The sequence below is a fragment of the Rhodopila sp. genome (genome assembly GCF_965277165.1).
Lineage (GTDB): Bacteria > Pseudomonadota > Alphaproteobacteria > Acetobacterales > Acetobacteraceae > Rhodopila.
Map to the genome: position 1 here is coordinate 1248489 of NZ_CBDICE010000006.1, position 16557 is coordinate 1265045.

Genomic DNA, 16557 nt, shown 5'->3' on the forward strand with positions numbered 1-16557 from the left:
TCAGATCACCGAAGCGGTCCGCAGCCGCTGAAGCTCGGCGTCGGACAGTCCCAGCCGCCCCTGATAGATCTCGGTGTTATGGGCACCGAGTTCCATCCCGAGCCACTGCACTTTGCCCGGGGTTTCGGTGAGGCGAGGAACGACGTTCGGAATGGCAAGTTCCCCCACCCGCTTGTCTTGCACGCGCAGGATGTTGCCGCGCGCCTGGTAGTGCGGATCCTCGAAGATCTCCTCGATCGAGTAGACCGGTCCGCACGGGACCTGGCTGGTTTCGCAGCGGTGCATCAGGTCGGCGCGGTCCAGCGTCATCGTCCACGCACCAACGGTTTCGTCGACCAGCGCCCGGTCGCGCTCGCGCGCCGCGAGTTTCCCCCAATTATCATCGGCCGCCAGTTCGGGACGGCCCATGGCTTCAGCGAGGCGGGCGAATATCTTGTCATTGGTGCAGGCGATCGCGATCCAACGCTCATCCTTGGTCGGATAGTGGCTATGCGGCACGACGTTGACCGTGCCGGGTCCCATGCGCTGACGAACATAGCCGCTGTGAGAGAACGCCGGCGCAAGCTCGTCCAGGATGCGGAAGATCGGCTCATAGAGGCCGATATCGACGACCTGGCCGCGCCCGGTCTTGTCCCGTGCCTGCAGCGCCAGCAGCGTCCCCAGCGCGCCGTAGAGTCCGGCCATGTAGTCGGGGATCGTTGCCGAACCGGGGGTGACCGGCGCGCGATCGGGATATCCGGCGAGGAATGACAGGCCACCGAAGGCGTTGCCGATACGGCCGAAGCCCGGCCGGTCCTTGTATGGGCCGGTTTGCCCGTAGCCGGAAATCCGCACCATGATCAGCCGGGGATTGACCGCGCTCAGCACGTCGTAACCAAGTCCCCATTTCTCCAAGGTGCCGGGTTGAAAGTTTTCCACGATCACGTCGGCATCGGCGACTAGGCGCTTGAGCAACGCAGCGCCATCCGGCTTGCGCAGATCCAGCGTGATGCAGCGCTTGTTCCGAGACTCCGACAGCCAGGGCAGTGAGTCCCCGCATTCCGTAATGGTCCCGAAACGGCGAGTGGCGTCGCCGACGCCCGGAAGTTCGATCTTGATGACATCGGCGCCGAACTCACCCAACTGCGTCGCACAAAATGGCCCGGCCAGGAAGGTGGAGACATCGAGAACCTTGCAGCCCTGCAGCGCCTGCACATCGATCATCGTGCTGCCTCCAGCACGCGACGGGCGCGTTGCACGATCGGATAATCGATGAACTGACCGTCCAGTTGGATCGACGCCAAGCCTTGGGCCTCGGCTTTCTCAAACGCCGACAGGATGCGGCTGGCCTGCGCCACGGCGGCGGCGTCAGGCGTGAACGCGGCATTGGCCGGTTCGACCTGGTCGGGGTGGATGCACATCTTGCCCTGAAAACCCAGCGCGGCGGCATGCCGGGCGGAGGCGATGAAGCCTTCGGCATCGCGCAGGTCGGCCCAGACGGTGTCCATCGGCGGCTCCATGCCGGCGGCCCGCGACTGCAGGACGCAGGCGGCGCGATGCGGCAGCAACTCGACTTCGGAACGAGTCCATTGCATGGACATGTCCAGGGTAAAGTCGCCGGCACCGAACGCCAGTCGTTTCGCGCGGGTGCCGGACTGGCAGATCGCGGTAAGATTGCCGATGCCAAGCGCGGTTTCGACGATCGGAATCAGATCGATCTGTCCCGGCGCAAGCCCGCGTTCACGTTCAAGGTTGCCGATCAGCCAGTCGGCCGCGCGCAGTTCGTGCGCGTGTTCGACCTTGGGCAGAACGATCCCGTCCAGCCCGGGATGAACGATGGCGACCATGTCTCCGTAGCACCACTGGGTGGTCAGCGCGTTGACCCGGACGTAGAGCTTGCCCGTTCGGGGCTTGCCGAACGCTGCGGACACCGCCGGCCGCGCTGCGACCTTCTCGGCGATCGCCACCGCGTCTTCGAGGTCGAGAATAACCCCGTCGGCGGCCAGCGTGAGCGCCTTCTCGACGCGCCTGGCGTGGTTTCCCGGTGCGAACAGCAGGCTCCTCATTGCGCTGCCCTCCGCCCCGCGTGCCAGTCGGCGGCGCGAGGAATCGGCAGCCCGAGATTTTCGCGCAGCGTCGCACCGCGATAGTCTTTCTGGAACAGCCCGCGCCGCTGCAATTCGGGCACCAGCAGGCGGACGATGTCCTCATACGATCCCGGCATATGCGTCGCGGCCAGCACGAAGCCATCGCACGCCGGTGCGGTGAACCATTCCTCCATCTGATCGGCCACCGATTTCGGCGTGCCGCAGAACACTTTGTGTTCCGCAATGGTGCCGCGCCCGGAGACCTCGACAAAGTCCCGCACCGTCGGGTTTTTCTTGCCCGAGAACTTTACCACCCGTTCGCGGAACCCGTGCCAGGAAAACGCCGCCAGTTCGTCATCGCTGAACGGTTCATCGTAACCCTTGGCGCCGAAATCGTAGTTCAGCACTTCGGAAATCAGCACCAGCGCATCCACCGGCTTGGCCGATGCCTCGATCATCGCGCGCTTGGCTTGGGCGGCGTCCTCGGATTCCGCGACGATCACATAGCAGGCCGGCGCGACATGTACCTGTGCCGGGTCGCGGCCAGCCGCGGCGACCGCCTGCTTGAACGCGGCGTATTGCTGGCGTCCGGCTTCCAGGTTGTGAAAGATCATGAACACCAGTTCCGCCCATTGCGCGGCAAACGCCTGACCGCGGCCGGACTGGCCGGCCTGGATCAGCACCGGATGGCCTTGGCGCGAACGCGGCACACTGAACGGTCCGCGGGACTTGAAGTATTTGCCGGCGTGATCCAGCCGGTGCACCTTGTCCGGGTCGGCGAACCGGCCTTCCTTGTCCAGGACTAGCGCGTCATCCTCCCAGGTCTGCCAATGGCCCATGACGACTTCCATGAACTCATCCGCCCGGTCGTAGCGCGCGTCATGCTCCATGTGTTCGGCATGTCCGAAATTCAGCGCTTCGGCACTGTTCAATGAAGTAACGATATTCCAGGCCACGCGGCCCTTCAGCATCAGGTCCATGGTCGCGAACACTCGGGCTACATGGTAGGGTTCGTAGTAGGTGGTGGAATATGTGGTGCCGAGGCCCAGCTCCGACGTTGCCATCCCCATCGCCATCAAGATGGTGGACGGATCCATTTTCACCACGCGGACGCCGGCAGCGACCGCCTCAGCGTGATGACCGGTGTATAGATCGGGCAACGCCAGGCGGTCATCGAAGAACGCCAACTGGATCTTGCCATCCTCCAACGTGCGGGCGATCCGCTGATAGTATTCCGGCGTGGTAAAATCCAGCATCGAGGACGGGTGCCGCCACGACCCCGGCAGGTTGGAGCAGTTCTGCGCCTGCAGGAAGGCAACCAAGGTCATCATGCGGTTCATCGGCCAGTCACCTTCACAGTACAAGTCACCTTCAAAGTCATGGGCTCGCTTTCAGATCGGAAGATCGACGTCCAGAAGCGGAGCGTGCTGCTGGCAGCCATAGACATCGGTGTCGCCAAAATCCCCGGCCGGCACCAGGCGGGGAAACGTCGCCTTGAACGCGAACGCGGCATCATAGGGGGTGAACAGCACATCTCGTTCAGGGACATCATAAAGCCTGGCGATCAACCTGGCGCACAGCGCGCCGGTTGCCTTCACCCGCTGGAAGGTTTCGTTGTCCTCGAAAACCACATCGACGGTCAGTTCAAATGGGCCCGCGTTCTTGCTCTTGCAGACCTTGGCCACGTTTTTCAGCAATGCCATGTCACAGGTTCTCGTAGGCGATGGGGAATGGTTCCGTCGGGTCGTCCAGTTCGGCGACGTGATGGATGCTGAAGCGATAAACCGGGTCGACCTCGATATCGGATGGCGAAAACGGGAATGCCATATTGCCCTCGCGGCACAGCCGGCCGGGGAAGTCGGTGTGCAGCATATTGGTGCGCGCCATGCCGAGCACCGCGCTCGCCATCTCCTGGCTGTGCTGTGACACGACTTCCAGGACGAACCCCAGCTCATGCGGAACCGCACCGCGCAATGGCTCGCGCGCTGCCATGACACCGTCGCGGCCGTAGATACGAATGCCAAGATGATAGGAATCGGCCGAGGCGCCGAACGCCGCCGCCTTCACTTCGACCTCGTCGCGAACGCTGGCGATGAAATCGTCAAGCCGTCCAATCAGCAGCGGGTCGCGCGTCCCGCACACGCAAATCGAGCGGTAGCCAGCCAGTTCGACCCCTTCCAGCTTGACCGTATAACGCTCTGCCGGGTTCCAGCGCATGCCGGAGATCCGCACCGCCCGATCACTGACGGCCTCGAAACGACATTCCGAGGTATCGAGCATTCCGCCGGGTTCGACGTGATGCACCGGACTGCTGTTTTCGTGCAGCGAGTGATTGGCGATCGACAGCGGCGTGCAGCGCCGCGCCGGGTTGGTGGGCTCGCACTCGACATGATCTTGCCGCACCGTGACGAACAGGCAGTCATGCCCTTTCGGGATCGACGGCGTGGCGCCACATTCCAGCATCTTGCCGGCATACCAGGCCGGCGCATGGGACAACCCCGCCCGAGTGGCGGCGGCCGCCCACGATGCCGGGTCGCTCGCCCGCCCGGCCAGCACCACCCCGGCACCGGCATCCAGCGCCCTGGTAAACGGTTCTGGCCCCATCATCGCGACAATCCGGGCGCTTCGCTCGATCGTCTGGTCGGTCAGCGCCGGCTGCCGGGCCAACGGCATCACCCGGCCCTCGGCGACCCGCCGCTTGACCGAATCCTTATCCTGCTCGGCCTCGATCAGCGCCAGCTTGAAATGCAGCCCGTCCTGGCGCGCGATCTCCCGCGTCATTGCCGCCATCATCGCCAGGTGGGGCGCCCCGCCGGAGCCGCCGCAAGTCCCGATCAGCAGCGGGATACCCGCCTCGACCGAGGCATTCAGCATCAGCCGCAGATCGCGGCGGATGGCGATCGGGGAGCAGAACGGCTTGCCCGCGCCCAGGTAGTGCGGACCCGGATCGACGCTGCCGCCATCGACGCCGATGACGTGCGGCCGGCGTTCCAGCCCGGCGCGCAGCGAGGCCTCCGGGAAGCCATAACCAAGGATCGCACTGGTCGATAGCAGGCGGACTTCCTTGCTCACCCGGGATTCACGAAATCGAACCTGGCCATTGTTCGCCTCCTCCTGTGCAGGAAATGCACTGATCGAGCGTGATGGGCAAGCCGGACGCCGACGGGTCAGCCGCCCAGGCGCAGCGCGACGCTCCGAGCATGGGCGTGAAGACCTTCGGCTTCGGCCAGCGCGACGGCGGCGGGGCCGACTTCGTCGAGGGCCGCCCGGGTCGCGGATACGAACGTGGTGCGTTTGAGGAAATCGAACACCGACAGTCCGGAGGCGAACCGCGCGGTCCGTCCGGTCGGCAGCACATGGTTCGGCCCGGCGACGTAATCGCCGATCGCCTCCGGGCAGAACGATCCCAGGAATACCGCCCCGGCGTGACGCACCCGCGCGAACACCGCATCGGGGTGGCGCAGCATCAGTTGCAGGTGTTCGGGCGCCAACCGGTCGACCAGCGCGACAGCCTGATCCCAGTGTTGCACTACGATGATCGCCCCATTGGCCTGCCAACTGGCGCCGGCAATCGCCGCCCTCGGCAGGGTCGGCAGTTCCGCTGCCACCGCCGCCGCGACCGCATCGCCGAATGTCGGATCGTCAGTGATCAGGATCGACTGGGCAGCCTCGTCATGTTCCGCCTGGGCCAGCAAATCGACGGCGATGTGGCGGGGATCGTTATCCGCGTCGGCCAGCACAACGACTTCGGACGGTCCGGCGATATTGTCGATCCCGACCCGGCCGAACACCTGACGCTTGGCCTCGGCGACATAGGCATTGCCCGGCCCGACGATCCGGTCGACTGGCGGGATGCACGCGGTGCCCCAGGCCAGTGCGGCAACCGCCTGAGCCCCGCCGATGCGATAGACCTCGGTAACGCCGGCCCGCCTGGCGGCGGCCAGCACCAGCGGGTTCAGCACGCCATCGGGCGTTGGCACGCACATCGCGATCCGCGCCACCCCCGCGGTCCGGGCGGGCAGGGCGTTCATCAGCACCGACGAAGGGTAGGCGGCTTTGCCGCCTGGCACATACAGCCCAACCGCGTCCAGCGGCGTCCACCGCATGCCCATGGTGATCCCGGCCGCGTCGGTCATCCGCAGATCCCGCGGCAGTTGTGCCCGATGAAACGCTTCGATGCGCGTGGCGGCGAGGTCCAGGGAGGCGGCCAGTTCGGCGGGGACGGATGCGGTCGCGGCATCGATCTCGGCGCTGGAGATACGCAGTCGGTCCACGGTCAGCGTCTGTCGGTCGAAGCGCGATGTGTAGTCGATCACCGCGGTGTCGCCTTGCGCGCGCACCGCGGCGATGATGTCGGCAACGGTTCGATTTACTGCCTCGGTGGTTTCTCGATCCTGCGATAGCAGGGCAGTGAAATCGGCTTCGAAGCTGGCGTCGGCGGTGCGGAGGCGGATCATTGCCCCGATTTAGCCTAAGTGAGGTGCCACGTCATCGGGGCGCCCCCGGTGACTATCGGGTATCGCCCCTGCAAGCTGGTCAACGAACCTGCCACGGCACGGCTTCGGAGGCGGACAAGCGGCCGTCGAGTTGTTCGACCACCCGCAGATCGAAATTGCCGGAAGCCGCGAAAATCCGGTCGGGAACCTTGGCTGTCACGAGATCTCCGACGGCCACACAGGCCAGCCGATCGGGTCCAAGATGGATTTCGCTGTCTGGCGCAACCGGACCGCGACACTCCGACCCAGATCGCGGACGACCGGTCCGGCTGAGTGTTGAAGTCAACGCCCCGGGTGACCGGGATTGGACTTTCGCATCACATCCAGGTCGCTGCCGACGACGGGCGTGGCGGTTCCCGGCGGCAGCGTGCGCGGTGGCAGCACCGTCATCAACCCTGCGCCGACCCAGGCTCCGCCAATCCGAGCGAACGCGCGTCGATCCGCGGCAGCGTGCAAACCGCCAAGAGCCGCCGCGCAGTCGACAGCGCCGGGCGTTCAACCAGGAACCACGACAACACCGCGACGGCGGTGGCGATCGGCATGCAGACAAACGCGTTGACCAGCGGATGCGCGGTCGGAACCACGGCGGCGAACGCTTGCTGCACGACGAAACCGTAGACATAGACGCCGTAAGAGAAATCACCCGGCAGGCGCAGGCGCAGCAACAATGATGATTGAAAAATGCACAATACCGAATAGATCACGGCGCAGTAAAACAGCGCGTGGGCTGGCGGGTTGCCCCAAGCAGCCAGGGCGCAGAGCCATATGATCAGCGCCAGGATGGCATTCAGCGGAAGGTCTCGCTTGTGAACCGCGGCGGCCATGCCGCCCAGAAAACACAGCGTCGGACCCTGCGCCTCGGCGCCGCCGAACGGGAGGTCGGGGTGGCAAAGAACAAAGTATGCGGCGAGCGCGATCGCCAGCGTCGCAGACGACCGCCGGACAAACGTTCCCAGTAACGACAATAGACCAACGACGACATAAAGTCGGGTTTCGGCCGGCAGGGTCCACAGCGATCCGTTGATGCCGTAATGGCTGTCGGTAAATACGCCCGGCAGTCGCCATTGCAGGTCGGTCAGGGTCAGATTGGCGGCGATATAGCGAAGCGTCAGCGGATTGCGCAGGTAGTCGAAAACGGGCAGCCCGGTGAACAGCGGCCCGACGATGAAGGCGGTGATCGTCAGGCATACAATAAGCCCGGGGAATAGCCTCGCTGCGCGCATGACGGCGAAACGCACGACGGAGCGGCTTGTTATCATGCTGTCGGTTACGAACAGGCCGCTGAGGAAGAAGAAAACCTTCACCGCCACGCCGCCCGAATAGTCGAAGCCTATCAGCCAGTGGACTGGGTCGAGATATCCTGGCCGCGGACTGAGCGCGCCGGCGTGGCCGAAAATCACCGTTAGCGCCAGCAGGAGCCGAAGCAGGTCGTAATTGTTGGCATCGCGCGCCATGCGGTCCGACAGGGAGGCCGGCCGGATCAACCGATATGCCCGGCGAACCAAACCGCCCGGTTGCCGGGGTCTGGCCAACCGCACCCCAGCCATGCCGCCCGGCCTCTGCACGCCGGCTGTCGCGATTTGGTTCCGCACTGAAACAGCCACCTTTCGACGGTAACAGACCGTATCGGTTGCGCTGTTTTAGCGGCGTAAGCTCGAAGTTGTGGGAAGGTATCATAACGTGTTGGTGTGGATCAAGCGCGCTGTGACGTCCACGCCGTGTCGGTTATCCCGGACGTTCAGACCGTTCTTTTGCCTCCAGCGCGGCCCGAAACCGGGCTATCCAGGCGGCGACCGCCTCCGGCTGGGTCTTCAACGCCGTCCGATTGACGATCAGACGGCTGGTGACCGGAGCGATAACCTCGGTCTCGACCAGACCGTTGGCCACCAGGGTGGACCCGGTTTGCACCAGATCGACGATCACCCGGCACAGGCCGAGGCCAGGGGCCAATTCCATCGAGCCGTTGAGCTGCACAACCTCGGCATGGATACCGCGGTCGGCATAATGGCGGCGCGCGATATTGGGGTATTTCGAGGCAACCCGGACCTGCGACCAACGCGACGAATCGTCGGTGCCGGCGGTCTCCGCCGGTTCGGCGACCGAGACCCGGCACTTGCCGATACCCAGGTCCAAGGGCGCGTAGATCTCGGGGTAATCGAATTCCATCAGCACGTCTGCGCCGCAGATGCCGATATGGGCGGCGCCGAAGGCGACGAAGGTCGCAACGTCGAACGGCCGCACCCGGACCACGTCCAGCAGCGGATCATCGGTTGGGAACCGCAGTCGGCGGCTGTCCTCATTGGCGTAGTCGGGGGCGGGGATGATGCCGGCACGAGCCAAAAGGGGCCCGCATTCGGAGAGGATGCGTCCCTTCGGCAGCGCCAGGATCATCGGCGTCGTCAGGTCCGGTCCCAACGAGGCGGCGGCAAACGGGGCGGTCATGGGGGCTCCGGCTTTCTGGTGGCGGGGCGTTTACAACAGGCGGAAGACAACCGGAAGCCCCGCGCCTGGGGTGCGCCGGGGCAAGGTCGGGCGGCCGGTTCACGCTAGTGCGATTTCCGTTCGCCTTGGCTCACGGACCCCGCTCTAGCACTTTGTTTGATCGCGTAATTCACCGCTCCGGCGATTCCACCTGTGCGGATCACGGTCATGCGAGTAATGCTTGCCTGCACGGCGCGAGATCGGCGATTGTTACGCGATCCACTGCCGAAGCGACGCTCCCGATGCAGGGCTTCCTGCGAACCTACGCCGATATTGACCTGCAGCAGCCGATGGACGCGGCGGTGGTCATTCCCACCGTGCTGCGGCCGCATCTGGCGCAGGCGCTAAACAGCATTTTCGCCCAGCGGTTTGCCGGCCGTATCCACATCATGATTGGCATCGACTCGATCAAAGGTGAGCTCGGCGTGATCGAGCAGGCCTGCGCGTCGCGGCCCTCGCACTGCGTCGTGCAGGTGTTTTGGCCCGGGTATTCCACCTCTGTCCGCCACGGCGGTCTGACCCCGCCCGGCGATGGCGGGGCGCTTCGCGTGGTGCTGACCAACCTCGCCAACTCGCCGTACGTCGCCTACCTCGACGATGACAATTGGTGGGGGCCGGAGCATCTGACTGATCTGCGGCGGGCGTTGGAGGCCGCGGAGTGGGGGTTCGCGTTGCGCTGGTTCGTTCATCCGCAAACCCGCCGGCCGGTGTGCATCGACACTTGGGAGTCGGTGGGACCGAATCGGGGCATGTTCACCGAACAGTTCGGCGGTTTCGTCGATCCCAGCTGCCTGATGATCAACAAGCTGGCCTGCCCGTCGGCGCCGCATCACTGGAACTTCCCGCTCAAAGCCGATCCGATGTCGGCAGATCGCAATGTGTTCGCCTTCCTGTCGCGCGGCCACAAGTGCCAAGGCACCGGTCGGGCCAGCGTGTTCTACGCACTCAATCCGAACGACGGGCTGCATCCGATGCGGGTCCGGCTTATGGGATCGACCTACCAGCAGGCCGGCACGACCGAAACGGCTTCGCTTGCGACGCGGGGTTCGGGCAACGCAGTAATCGCAACTGGTTGAACCGATAGTGCCCCGCAAGTCGTAATTTGTGGCGGGCGATTCACGCTGTTGGCGAGGCCACCAAAAACGATCGCGCGCTAGCCCAGCATGGCGCGATTGCGGGCCACGCTGCGCGTCGTCGGATGGTCGGCGCCCAGTGCTTGGGTATAGATCGACAACGCCCAGTCCAGCGCCTGACGCGCGGAAAATCCATCGCCCATGTCCCGCAGCACCCCGCCCAGGTTGTTCGCGTCGCGCCCGACGCTGGGATGGTTGCGCCCGAGTACTGTCTCATCGATCGCCAGTGCCCGCTCGAACGCTGCATGGGCGCCGTCTAGGTCGCCGATATCGTGCAGCACCAGCCCGATATGGTTGATGTCGGTTGCTGCCTCCGGATGCTCCGCGCCAAGCGTCTCGGTATGCAGCGCCAGCGCTCGGCGCAGCTGCGCCTGAGCATCCATCACGTCGCCCAATTCGTGCGACAGCCGCCCGAGGTCGCGCAGATCATTGGCAAGATCCGGGTGCTCGACCCCAAGCTGGCGCTGCCGAGCCTCGATCAGGTGTTCGAGGTTGTCGCGCTGGGTGCGAAGGTCGGCCAGACCTGGGGCCTTGTGCCCATCGGTCCCGCCAGGATCTTCCTCGTTCATTCCCCCGACCCTGCTGCCGCGATCCCTGGTGAACGCGTGGCGTCATACTCGGCCGAGATGTCCTTGCCGGTGTAGTCCGGCATCAGCGCGGTCGACACCAGGCTGATGACCGCGCAGGCGGCAATGTAGATCGCCACCGCATAGCCGGTGTGGTACGCCGCGAACAGCGCGGTCGCGATCAGCGGCGCGGGGCCGCCGGCGATGACCGAGGCGAGCTGGTAGCCCAGCGAGGCGCCGCTGTAGCGCAACCGGGGCGTGAACGCCTCGGCGATCAGCGCCGCCTGAGGTCCATACATCATGTCGTGCGGGATCAGCGACAGCACGATTGCGATGAAGACCAAGGCAGGGGCCCCGCTGCCCAACATGGCGAAATACAGGAAGCCGAAGATGCCGGTCGCCGCCGCGCCGATCAGATACATCTTGCGCCGCCCGATAAGATCCGAGATATGGCCCGACAGCGGAATGGTGATGAATGAAACGCAGGACGCCACCAATACGGCGGCCAGCACCAGGTCGCGTGACAATTTCAGCGTTCCGGTGGCATAGGCGTAGATAAACGCCGTGAAGATGTAGAACGGCGCCTGTTCGGCCATGCGCAGCAAAGCCGACAGGATGATCTCGCGCGGCTGCTTGCGGATCACCTCGGCGATCGGCGCCTTTTCGATTTTGTTGCTCTCCAGTAGCTGGCGGAACACCGGCGTCTCCAGGATGCCGAGGCGGATCCACAACCCGATGCCGACCAACACGATGCTCAGGATGAACGGCGCGCGCCAGCCCCAGTTGATGAAGTCGGCGCCCGACCAGGAACTGAACGCTAGGATCGCCAGGTTCGCCAGGAACAGTCCGCTGGGCACGCCGAACTGCGGCCAGGACGCGACCAAACCACGCCGCTTGTGGCCGCGCGACCACTCCATCGCGATCAGCACCGAACCGCCCCATTCGCCGCCGACGCCGATGCCCTGCAGCGTCCGTAGCACGGTCAGCAGGACCGCTCCCCAGATGCCAATGCGGTTGTAGCCGGGCACGAATGCAACCAGGAAGGTCGCGATTCCCATCAGCAGCAGCGTGGCGATCAGCGTCGCCTTGCGGCCGATACGGTCGCCGTAGTGGCCGAAGATCGCGGCACCGATCGGGCGTCCGATGAAGCCGATGAAATAGGTGCTGAATGCCGCCAGGGTACCGGCCAGCAGCGACTCATGGGGAAAGAAAAGCTTGGGAAAAACCAGCCCGGCGGCGGTGCCATAGATGAAAAAGTCGTACCACTCGATGGTGGTGCCGACGGTCGCGGCGATCACCGCCTTGCGCAGTTGCGCACTGTGCTCGCTGTCGCTGATCCCGCCGACCGCGGTTGCTCCGGACATGGTTCGTTCCTCCCCTCAGCCCCTTGCTGGCGACAGTAGTCGCCCCCAACCTCTCCTGGAGGGCGGTTACCCCGATGGTCGCTCAGACGGCGGTCGCCCTGATGGACGCTTGGGCGGCAGGCCGCTCTTTGGCAGAAAAAAACTTTTGTGCCGCGCCCGAGGTCTCGGCAATCAGCGTTAAGGTGAACGACCGCCGCGCAGCGAGGCGGGATCCCGGGCGCGCGGCACCCAGGTCCCGGCCGCCGCGAGACTTAAAGCTGCGCTTCCGCGTATTCGTAGTTCGCCAGATTATCCAGCCAGTTCTGCAGGTAATCCGGCCGGCGGTTGCGGAAATCCAGGTAGTAGCTGTGTTCCCACACGTCGCAGCCGAGCAGCACCTTGCCCTCATTGGTGGCCAGCGGGTTCGATCCGTTCGGCGTCTTGGTTACCTTCAACTTGCCGTCGGACCCCAGCACCAGCCACGCCCAGCCGGACCCGAACTGACTGACGCCGGCGGCCTTGAACTCGTCCTTGAACTTCTGCACGCCGCCCAGGTCGGAGCCGATCTTCGATTCAAGCTTGGACGGGATCTTGCCGCCCGACGGGCTCATGCTTTGCCAGAACACGATGTGGTTCCAGTGCTGCCCGGCGTTGTTGAACACCGGGCCGCCGGCGCTGGCGGTCGATTTGACGATATCCTCGAGCGGCTTGCCCTGCAGCGCGGAATCCTTCTCGACGAAGCCGTTCAGCGCGGTGACATAGGCCTGATGGTGCTTGCCGTAGTGCAGGTCGAGGGTTTCCTCGCACATGCCCTTCGCCCCCAGGGCCGTCTTGGAATAGCCGAGGTTCGGCAGTTCAAAAGCCATCATCATTCTCCCGATATGGATTGCGCTGATCAGATTGCAGTGCAGCGACGCCTCTGAGCGACCTGCGACGGTTTGTTAGCTATGGCGACCCCGGCAGGGCGTCAACCCACCGGCCGGCCCACGGCTGGAGGGGCCTGCACCGGTCGCCCGCGGCCTTGCCTTGGACGACGAAGCACATCACCTCCGGGCCATGAACGAAGCGATCGCCGCCCTGGTTCGCCGCCATGACCCAGATCGGTTCCTGACCGCGCTATTTGCCCCGCCGCAGCGCCGCGACGCATTGCTGACTTTGTATGCGTTCAACCATGAGCTGGCTCGGGCGCGCGAGGTCGCCAGCGAACCACCCTTGGCCCTGATCCGTCTTCAGTGGTGGCGCGAGGTGGTCGAGGGCGAGACCAGGCGGCACGAGGTGGCCGCGCCGCTGTCCGAAGCGATTGCCGCCGGTAAACTAAACCCGGCTGACCTGTTGGCGATCATCGAAGCGCGGGAGGCCGAGGCGTATGGCGATTTCGAGACGCTGGCGGATTGGCGCGGCTGGCTGCTGGCTGGGGCAGGCGGGCTTGCGGTCGCCGCGGCGTTCGCCCTGGGCGCGCCGCGGCCGGCCGAGGCACGCCCGTTCGGCGCCGCCTACGGAGCCGCTGGGCTGCTGCGGGCAACCGGCGTGCTGGCGGCGCAAGGCACCTGCCTGCTGCCGCGTGATCTGCTGGCGCGACATGGTCTCAGTGCCGAGGCGTTCATCGACGATCCCGCCTGCGCTGCCGCTCAAGCTGCGCTGCGCGACGTGGTCCGGGAAGGCCGCCTGCTGCTTGCGGAGGCGGGCAGGACCGCACTGCCCCGCGCCGCCGCCGCCGCCGCCCTGCCGGCGGTCCTGGCGCGGCGCGATCTTGCGTGCTGGCCTGCGGTCGCCGTGCCGCGACGGCTGGGCGATCGGCTGGCCGTCACTTTTGCCGCCGTGTCGGGACGAATTTTACCTCGCACTTAATCGCTTGCGGCGAATTCGGTCCGCATCCTGGGCGCGCGCCGGCTATTCCGCCGGTGCGCCACAAAGAGAAAATCCGATGATCGACGCTCAAACCATCGCCCAGCGCTACATCGCCTGCTGGAACGAGGTCGACGCTGCCACCCGGCGGCAACTGGTGAACGCGCTGTGGATCGAGGACGCACACTACGCCGATCCGATGATGCAGGCGCACGGCCAAGACGGGATCGACGCATTGATCGGCGGGGTACACGCAAAGTTCCCCGGCTGCCGGTTCGAACTGGCCGGTCAGGCCGAGGGGCATGGGCCACATGTTCGGTTTTCCTGGAGCTTGATCCCGAACCATGGTCAACCGCTGGCCCGCGGCACCGATTTCGCCGCGTTGGCGCCCGACGGCCGGCTGGCCCAGGTGACCGGGTTCCTGGATCAGCCGCTGGGCGCGGCCTGACCCAGCGCGTGCCTTCACCGGCCAGGGGTGCAGCGGGGGTTCGGCGTTGTCGAAAGACTGGCCTTCGCCCGGATTTGCGCTAGCATTCCTGCGGTGAGGGCGCACCGAATGCCCGCTTCGCTCGGGCTCGTGTCTCGGGGCGCCTTCGATAAAAACACGGAGGTGCGGCCATGTCAGGAACACAAAACGGCAGAAGTCCCCGCTCGGTGGCTCTGGTCGGTCCCTACAGCAGCGGAAAATCCACGCTTTTTGAGGCCCTGCTCGAGGTGGCAGGATCCCCGGTCAAGCGACCGGCGGACCCGCGCAACCGGCCGATGACCACCGAGATCCGCATCGGACACTGCAACTACCTGGGTGATCAATGGTCCGTTCTGGACTGTCCGGGATCGATCGAATTCAGCCATCAGACCTGCTGCGCCCTGGCGATGGTCGATATCGCCGTGGTGGTCTGCGAGCCGACACCAGCCAAGGCCGCCACCGTGGCGCCGTTGCTGAAGACGTTGAAGGACGAGGGCATTCCCCACATCGTCTTCATCAACAAGATCGATACGCTCGATGGCGGCCTCGCCGACACGCTGGCCAGCCTGCAGGGTTATGCCGCCTGTCCGCTGGTGCTGCGCCAGATGCCGACCTTCGAGGGCGAAACCGTCAGCGGCTATGTCGATCTGATGAGCGAGCGGGCCTATCACTACCGCAAAGGACAGGCGTCCGAACTGATGCGGGTTCCCGACGCCCTGCGCGCCGAGGGCGAGGCCGCGCTCGACCGGCTGGTGGAAACCCTGGCCGACCATGACGACGCTCTATTGGAAAAGGTGCTGGAGGATATCAAGCCGACACCCGAGGAGCTGTATCGCGACATGCACAAGGATCTGCTGGCCGGCAGCGTGATCGAGGTCCTGGTCGGCGCCGCCGAACACGCCAACGGCGTGCGCCGGCTGTGGAAGGCACTGCGCCACGATACCCCCGATCCGGCCGAAACCGCCGAACGGCACCAGATCGTGCCGGGTGGGGCGGCACGCGCTCAGGTGTTCAAGACGGTCTACGCCGGTCACACCGGCAAACTGTCCTATGCCAGGATTTGGGCCGGAACGATCTCCGATGGTGTCCAACTCGGCGGAACCCGCCTGGGCGGAATTTATCGTTACTTGAACGGCGACCTGACCAAAATTCCGGAAGCAAAACAAGGGGACATCGTCGCGCTTGGGCGCCTCGATGGGGTGCCGACCGGCGCCACGCTGTCGCCCGGCGGTCAACCCGAGCCGCTGGCGTTTCCGCAGGCTTCGCCTCCGGTTTATGCGATGGCCGTCGCCACCACCGATCGCAAGGACGACGTGAAACTCTCCGGCGCGCTGCACAAGCTGGCCGAGGAAGACCCCTCGCTGTTCGTGACGCAAGAGGGTGAGACTGTTCTGCACGGCCAGGGTGAGATGCACCTGCAAACCACCGTCGATCATCTGGCGCGCGATTACGGGCTGAAACTTTCGACCCACAAGCCGGCGATCGCCTACAAGGAGACCATCCGCAAGCCGGTGCAAGAGCACGGCCGGCTGAAACGCCAGACCGGCGGGCACGGCCAGTTCGCCGACGTAAAGATCGACGTCGCGCCCAGGGCGCGCGGTGAAGGATTTCAGTTCATCGACAAGATCGTCGGTGGCTCGGTGCCGCGCAATTTCATCGCCGCCGTGGGCGACGCCGCCGAGGACGCCACCAGCAAGGGCCCGTTCGGCTATCGGGTGGTCGACGTCTCGGTGACGCTGGTCGACGGCGGGTTCCACTCCGTCGACAGCTCCGACATGGCGTTCAAGACCGCGACCCAGATCGCCATGAAAGAGGCCTTGGCGAAGGCCGATCCGGTGCTGCTGGAACCGATCGATCACGTGACGATCAGTGTGCCGAACGACTACACCGCGCGGGCGCAGCGGCTGCTGACCGGACGGCGGGGCCAGATTCTGGGCTATGCCGAACGACCCGATTGGGCGGGGTGGGACGATGTCGAGGCGCTGGTGCCCGAGGCCGAGATGCACGACCTGATCATCGAATTGCGCTCGCAGACCATGGGCCTAGGCACATTCCGCAAGCGGTTCGACCATCTGGCGGAGACCCGCGTGGTGCCGTGACGGTTGCGCGTCATGGTGTCCCCGATCATGCTGCGCCGACCTTCTGTCAGAGAACCCGACCG

General features: G+C 65.1%; 15 protein-coding genes. 4 read left to right on the plus strand and 11 right to left on the minus strand.

What is annotated here, in order from left to right:
* From ACQY4Y_RS17740 to hisG, 8 genes are all read right to left on the minus strand, one after another.
* Window positions 1-1203, minus strand: a complete 1203-nt coding sequence (locus ACQY4Y_RS17740) for a CaiB/BaiF CoA transferase family protein (protein WP_428491913.1) — start codon at window positions 1201-1203, stop codon at window positions 1-3.
* Window positions 1200-2045 (minus strand): HpcH/HpaI aldolase/citrate lyase family protein, encoded by an 846-nt coding sequence (locus ACQY4Y_RS17745; RefSeq protein ID WP_428491914.1) that lies wholly within the window; start codon window positions 2043-2045, stop codon window positions 1200-1202. Before ACQY4Y_RS17745 ends, ACQY4Y_RS17740 begins: the two co-directional genes overlap by 4 nt.
* A complete protein-coding gene (locus tag ACQY4Y_RS17750; protein WP_428491915.1) occupies window positions 2042-3406 on the minus strand; it encodes an LLM class flavin-dependent oxidoreductase in 1365 nt (454 codons plus the stop codon). Before ACQY4Y_RS17750 ends, ACQY4Y_RS17745 begins: the two co-directional genes overlap by 4 nt.
* A 51-nt stretch (window positions 3407-3457) precedes the next feature.
* Complete coding sequence (locus ACQY4Y_RS17755) at window positions 3458-3769, minus strand: DUF4387 domain-containing protein (RefSeq protein ID WP_428491916.1); 312 nt, start codon at window positions 3767-3769, stop codon at window positions 3458-3460.
* 1 nt (window position 3770) lies between these two features.
* Entirely contained in the window at window positions 3771-5138 is a 1368-nt protein-coding gene (locus ACQY4Y_RS17760) for an acyclic terpene utilization AtuA family protein (RefSeq protein ID WP_428491917.1), read from the minus strand.
* 95 nt (window positions 5139-5233) lie between these two features.
* Window positions 5234-6523 (minus strand): histidinol dehydrogenase, encoded by a 1290-nt coding sequence (gene hisD, locus ACQY4Y_RS17765; RefSeq protein ID WP_428491918.1) that lies wholly within the window; start codon window positions 6521-6523, stop codon window positions 5234-5236.
* A gap of 428 nt (window positions 6524-6951) precedes the next feature.
* A complete protein-coding gene (locus ACQY4Y_RS17770; RefSeq protein ID WP_428491919.1) occupies window positions 6952-8046 on the minus strand; it encodes an acyltransferase family protein in 1095 nt (364 codons plus the stop codon).
* Window positions 8047-8287: 241 nt separating this feature from the next.
* On the minus strand, window positions 8288-9004 hold the full coding sequence (gene hisG / locus ACQY4Y_RS17775) for an ATP phosphoribosyltransferase (RefSeq protein WP_428491920.1): 717 nt from the start codon (window positions 9002-9004) through the stop codon (window positions 8288-8290).
* A 281-nt stretch (window positions 9005-9285) separates the two neighbouring features.
* On the opposite strand from hisG, the gene ACQY4Y_RS17780 reads away from it, so the two are divergent.
* Entirely contained in the window at window positions 9286-10119 is an 834-nt protein-coding gene (locus ACQY4Y_RS17780) for a glycosyltransferase family 2 protein (RefSeq protein ID WP_428491921.1), read from the plus strand.
* Window positions 10120-10196: 77 nt separating this feature from the next.
* Here the strand turns inward: ACQY4Y_RS17780 and ACQY4Y_RS17785 are convergent, their stop codons facing one another.
* From ACQY4Y_RS17785 to ACQY4Y_RS17795, 3 genes are all read right to left on the minus strand, one after another.
* The gene (locus ACQY4Y_RS17785) at window positions 10197-10745 is read right to left on the minus strand and encodes a tetratricopeptide repeat protein (RefSeq protein WP_428491922.1); all 549 of its coding nucleotides are present in this window, start codon (window positions 10743-10745) and stop codon (window positions 10197-10199) included.
* Window positions 10742-12106 carry an MFS transporter gene (locus tag ACQY4Y_RS17790; protein ID WP_428491923.1) on the minus strand — a complete coding sequence of 455 codons (1365 nt, stop codon included), beginning with the start codon at window positions 12104-12106 and terminating at the stop codon, window positions 10742-10744. The genes ACQY4Y_RS17785 and ACQY4Y_RS17790 overlap by 4 nt, the downstream gene beginning before the upstream one ends.
* Before the next feature lie 251 nt (window positions 12107-12357).
* Entirely contained in the window at window positions 12358-12951 is a 594-nt protein-coding gene (locus ACQY4Y_RS17795) for a superoxide dismutase (protein WP_428491924.1), read from the minus strand.
* Window positions 12952-13141: 190 nt separating this feature from the next.
* Here ACQY4Y_RS17795 and ACQY4Y_RS17800 point away from each other — a divergent pair, with 190 nt between their 5' ends.
* The 3 genes from ACQY4Y_RS17800 (at window position 13142) to ACQY4Y_RS17810 (ending at window position 16495) form a co-directional block, all read left to right on the plus strand.
* Window positions 13142-13933 carry a squalene/phytoene synthase family protein gene (locus tag ACQY4Y_RS17800; RefSeq protein WP_428491925.1) on the plus strand — a complete coding sequence of 264 codons (792 nt, stop codon included), beginning with the start codon at window positions 13142-13144 and terminating at the stop codon, window positions 13931-13933.
* A gap of 76 nt (window positions 13934-14009) precedes the next feature.
* The gene (locus ACQY4Y_RS17805) at window positions 14010-14378 is read left to right on the plus strand and encodes a nuclear transport factor 2 family protein (protein ID WP_428491926.1); all 369 of its coding nucleotides are present in this window, start codon (window positions 14010-14012) and stop codon (window positions 14376-14378) included.
* Window positions 14379-14548: 170 nt separating this feature from the next.
* The gene (locus ACQY4Y_RS17810; protein ID WP_428491927.1) at window positions 14549-16495 is read left to right on the plus strand and encodes an elongation factor G; all 1947 of its coding nucleotides are present in this window, start codon (window positions 14549-14551) and stop codon (window positions 16493-16495) included.
* Window positions 16496-16557: the final 62 nt, after the last annotated feature.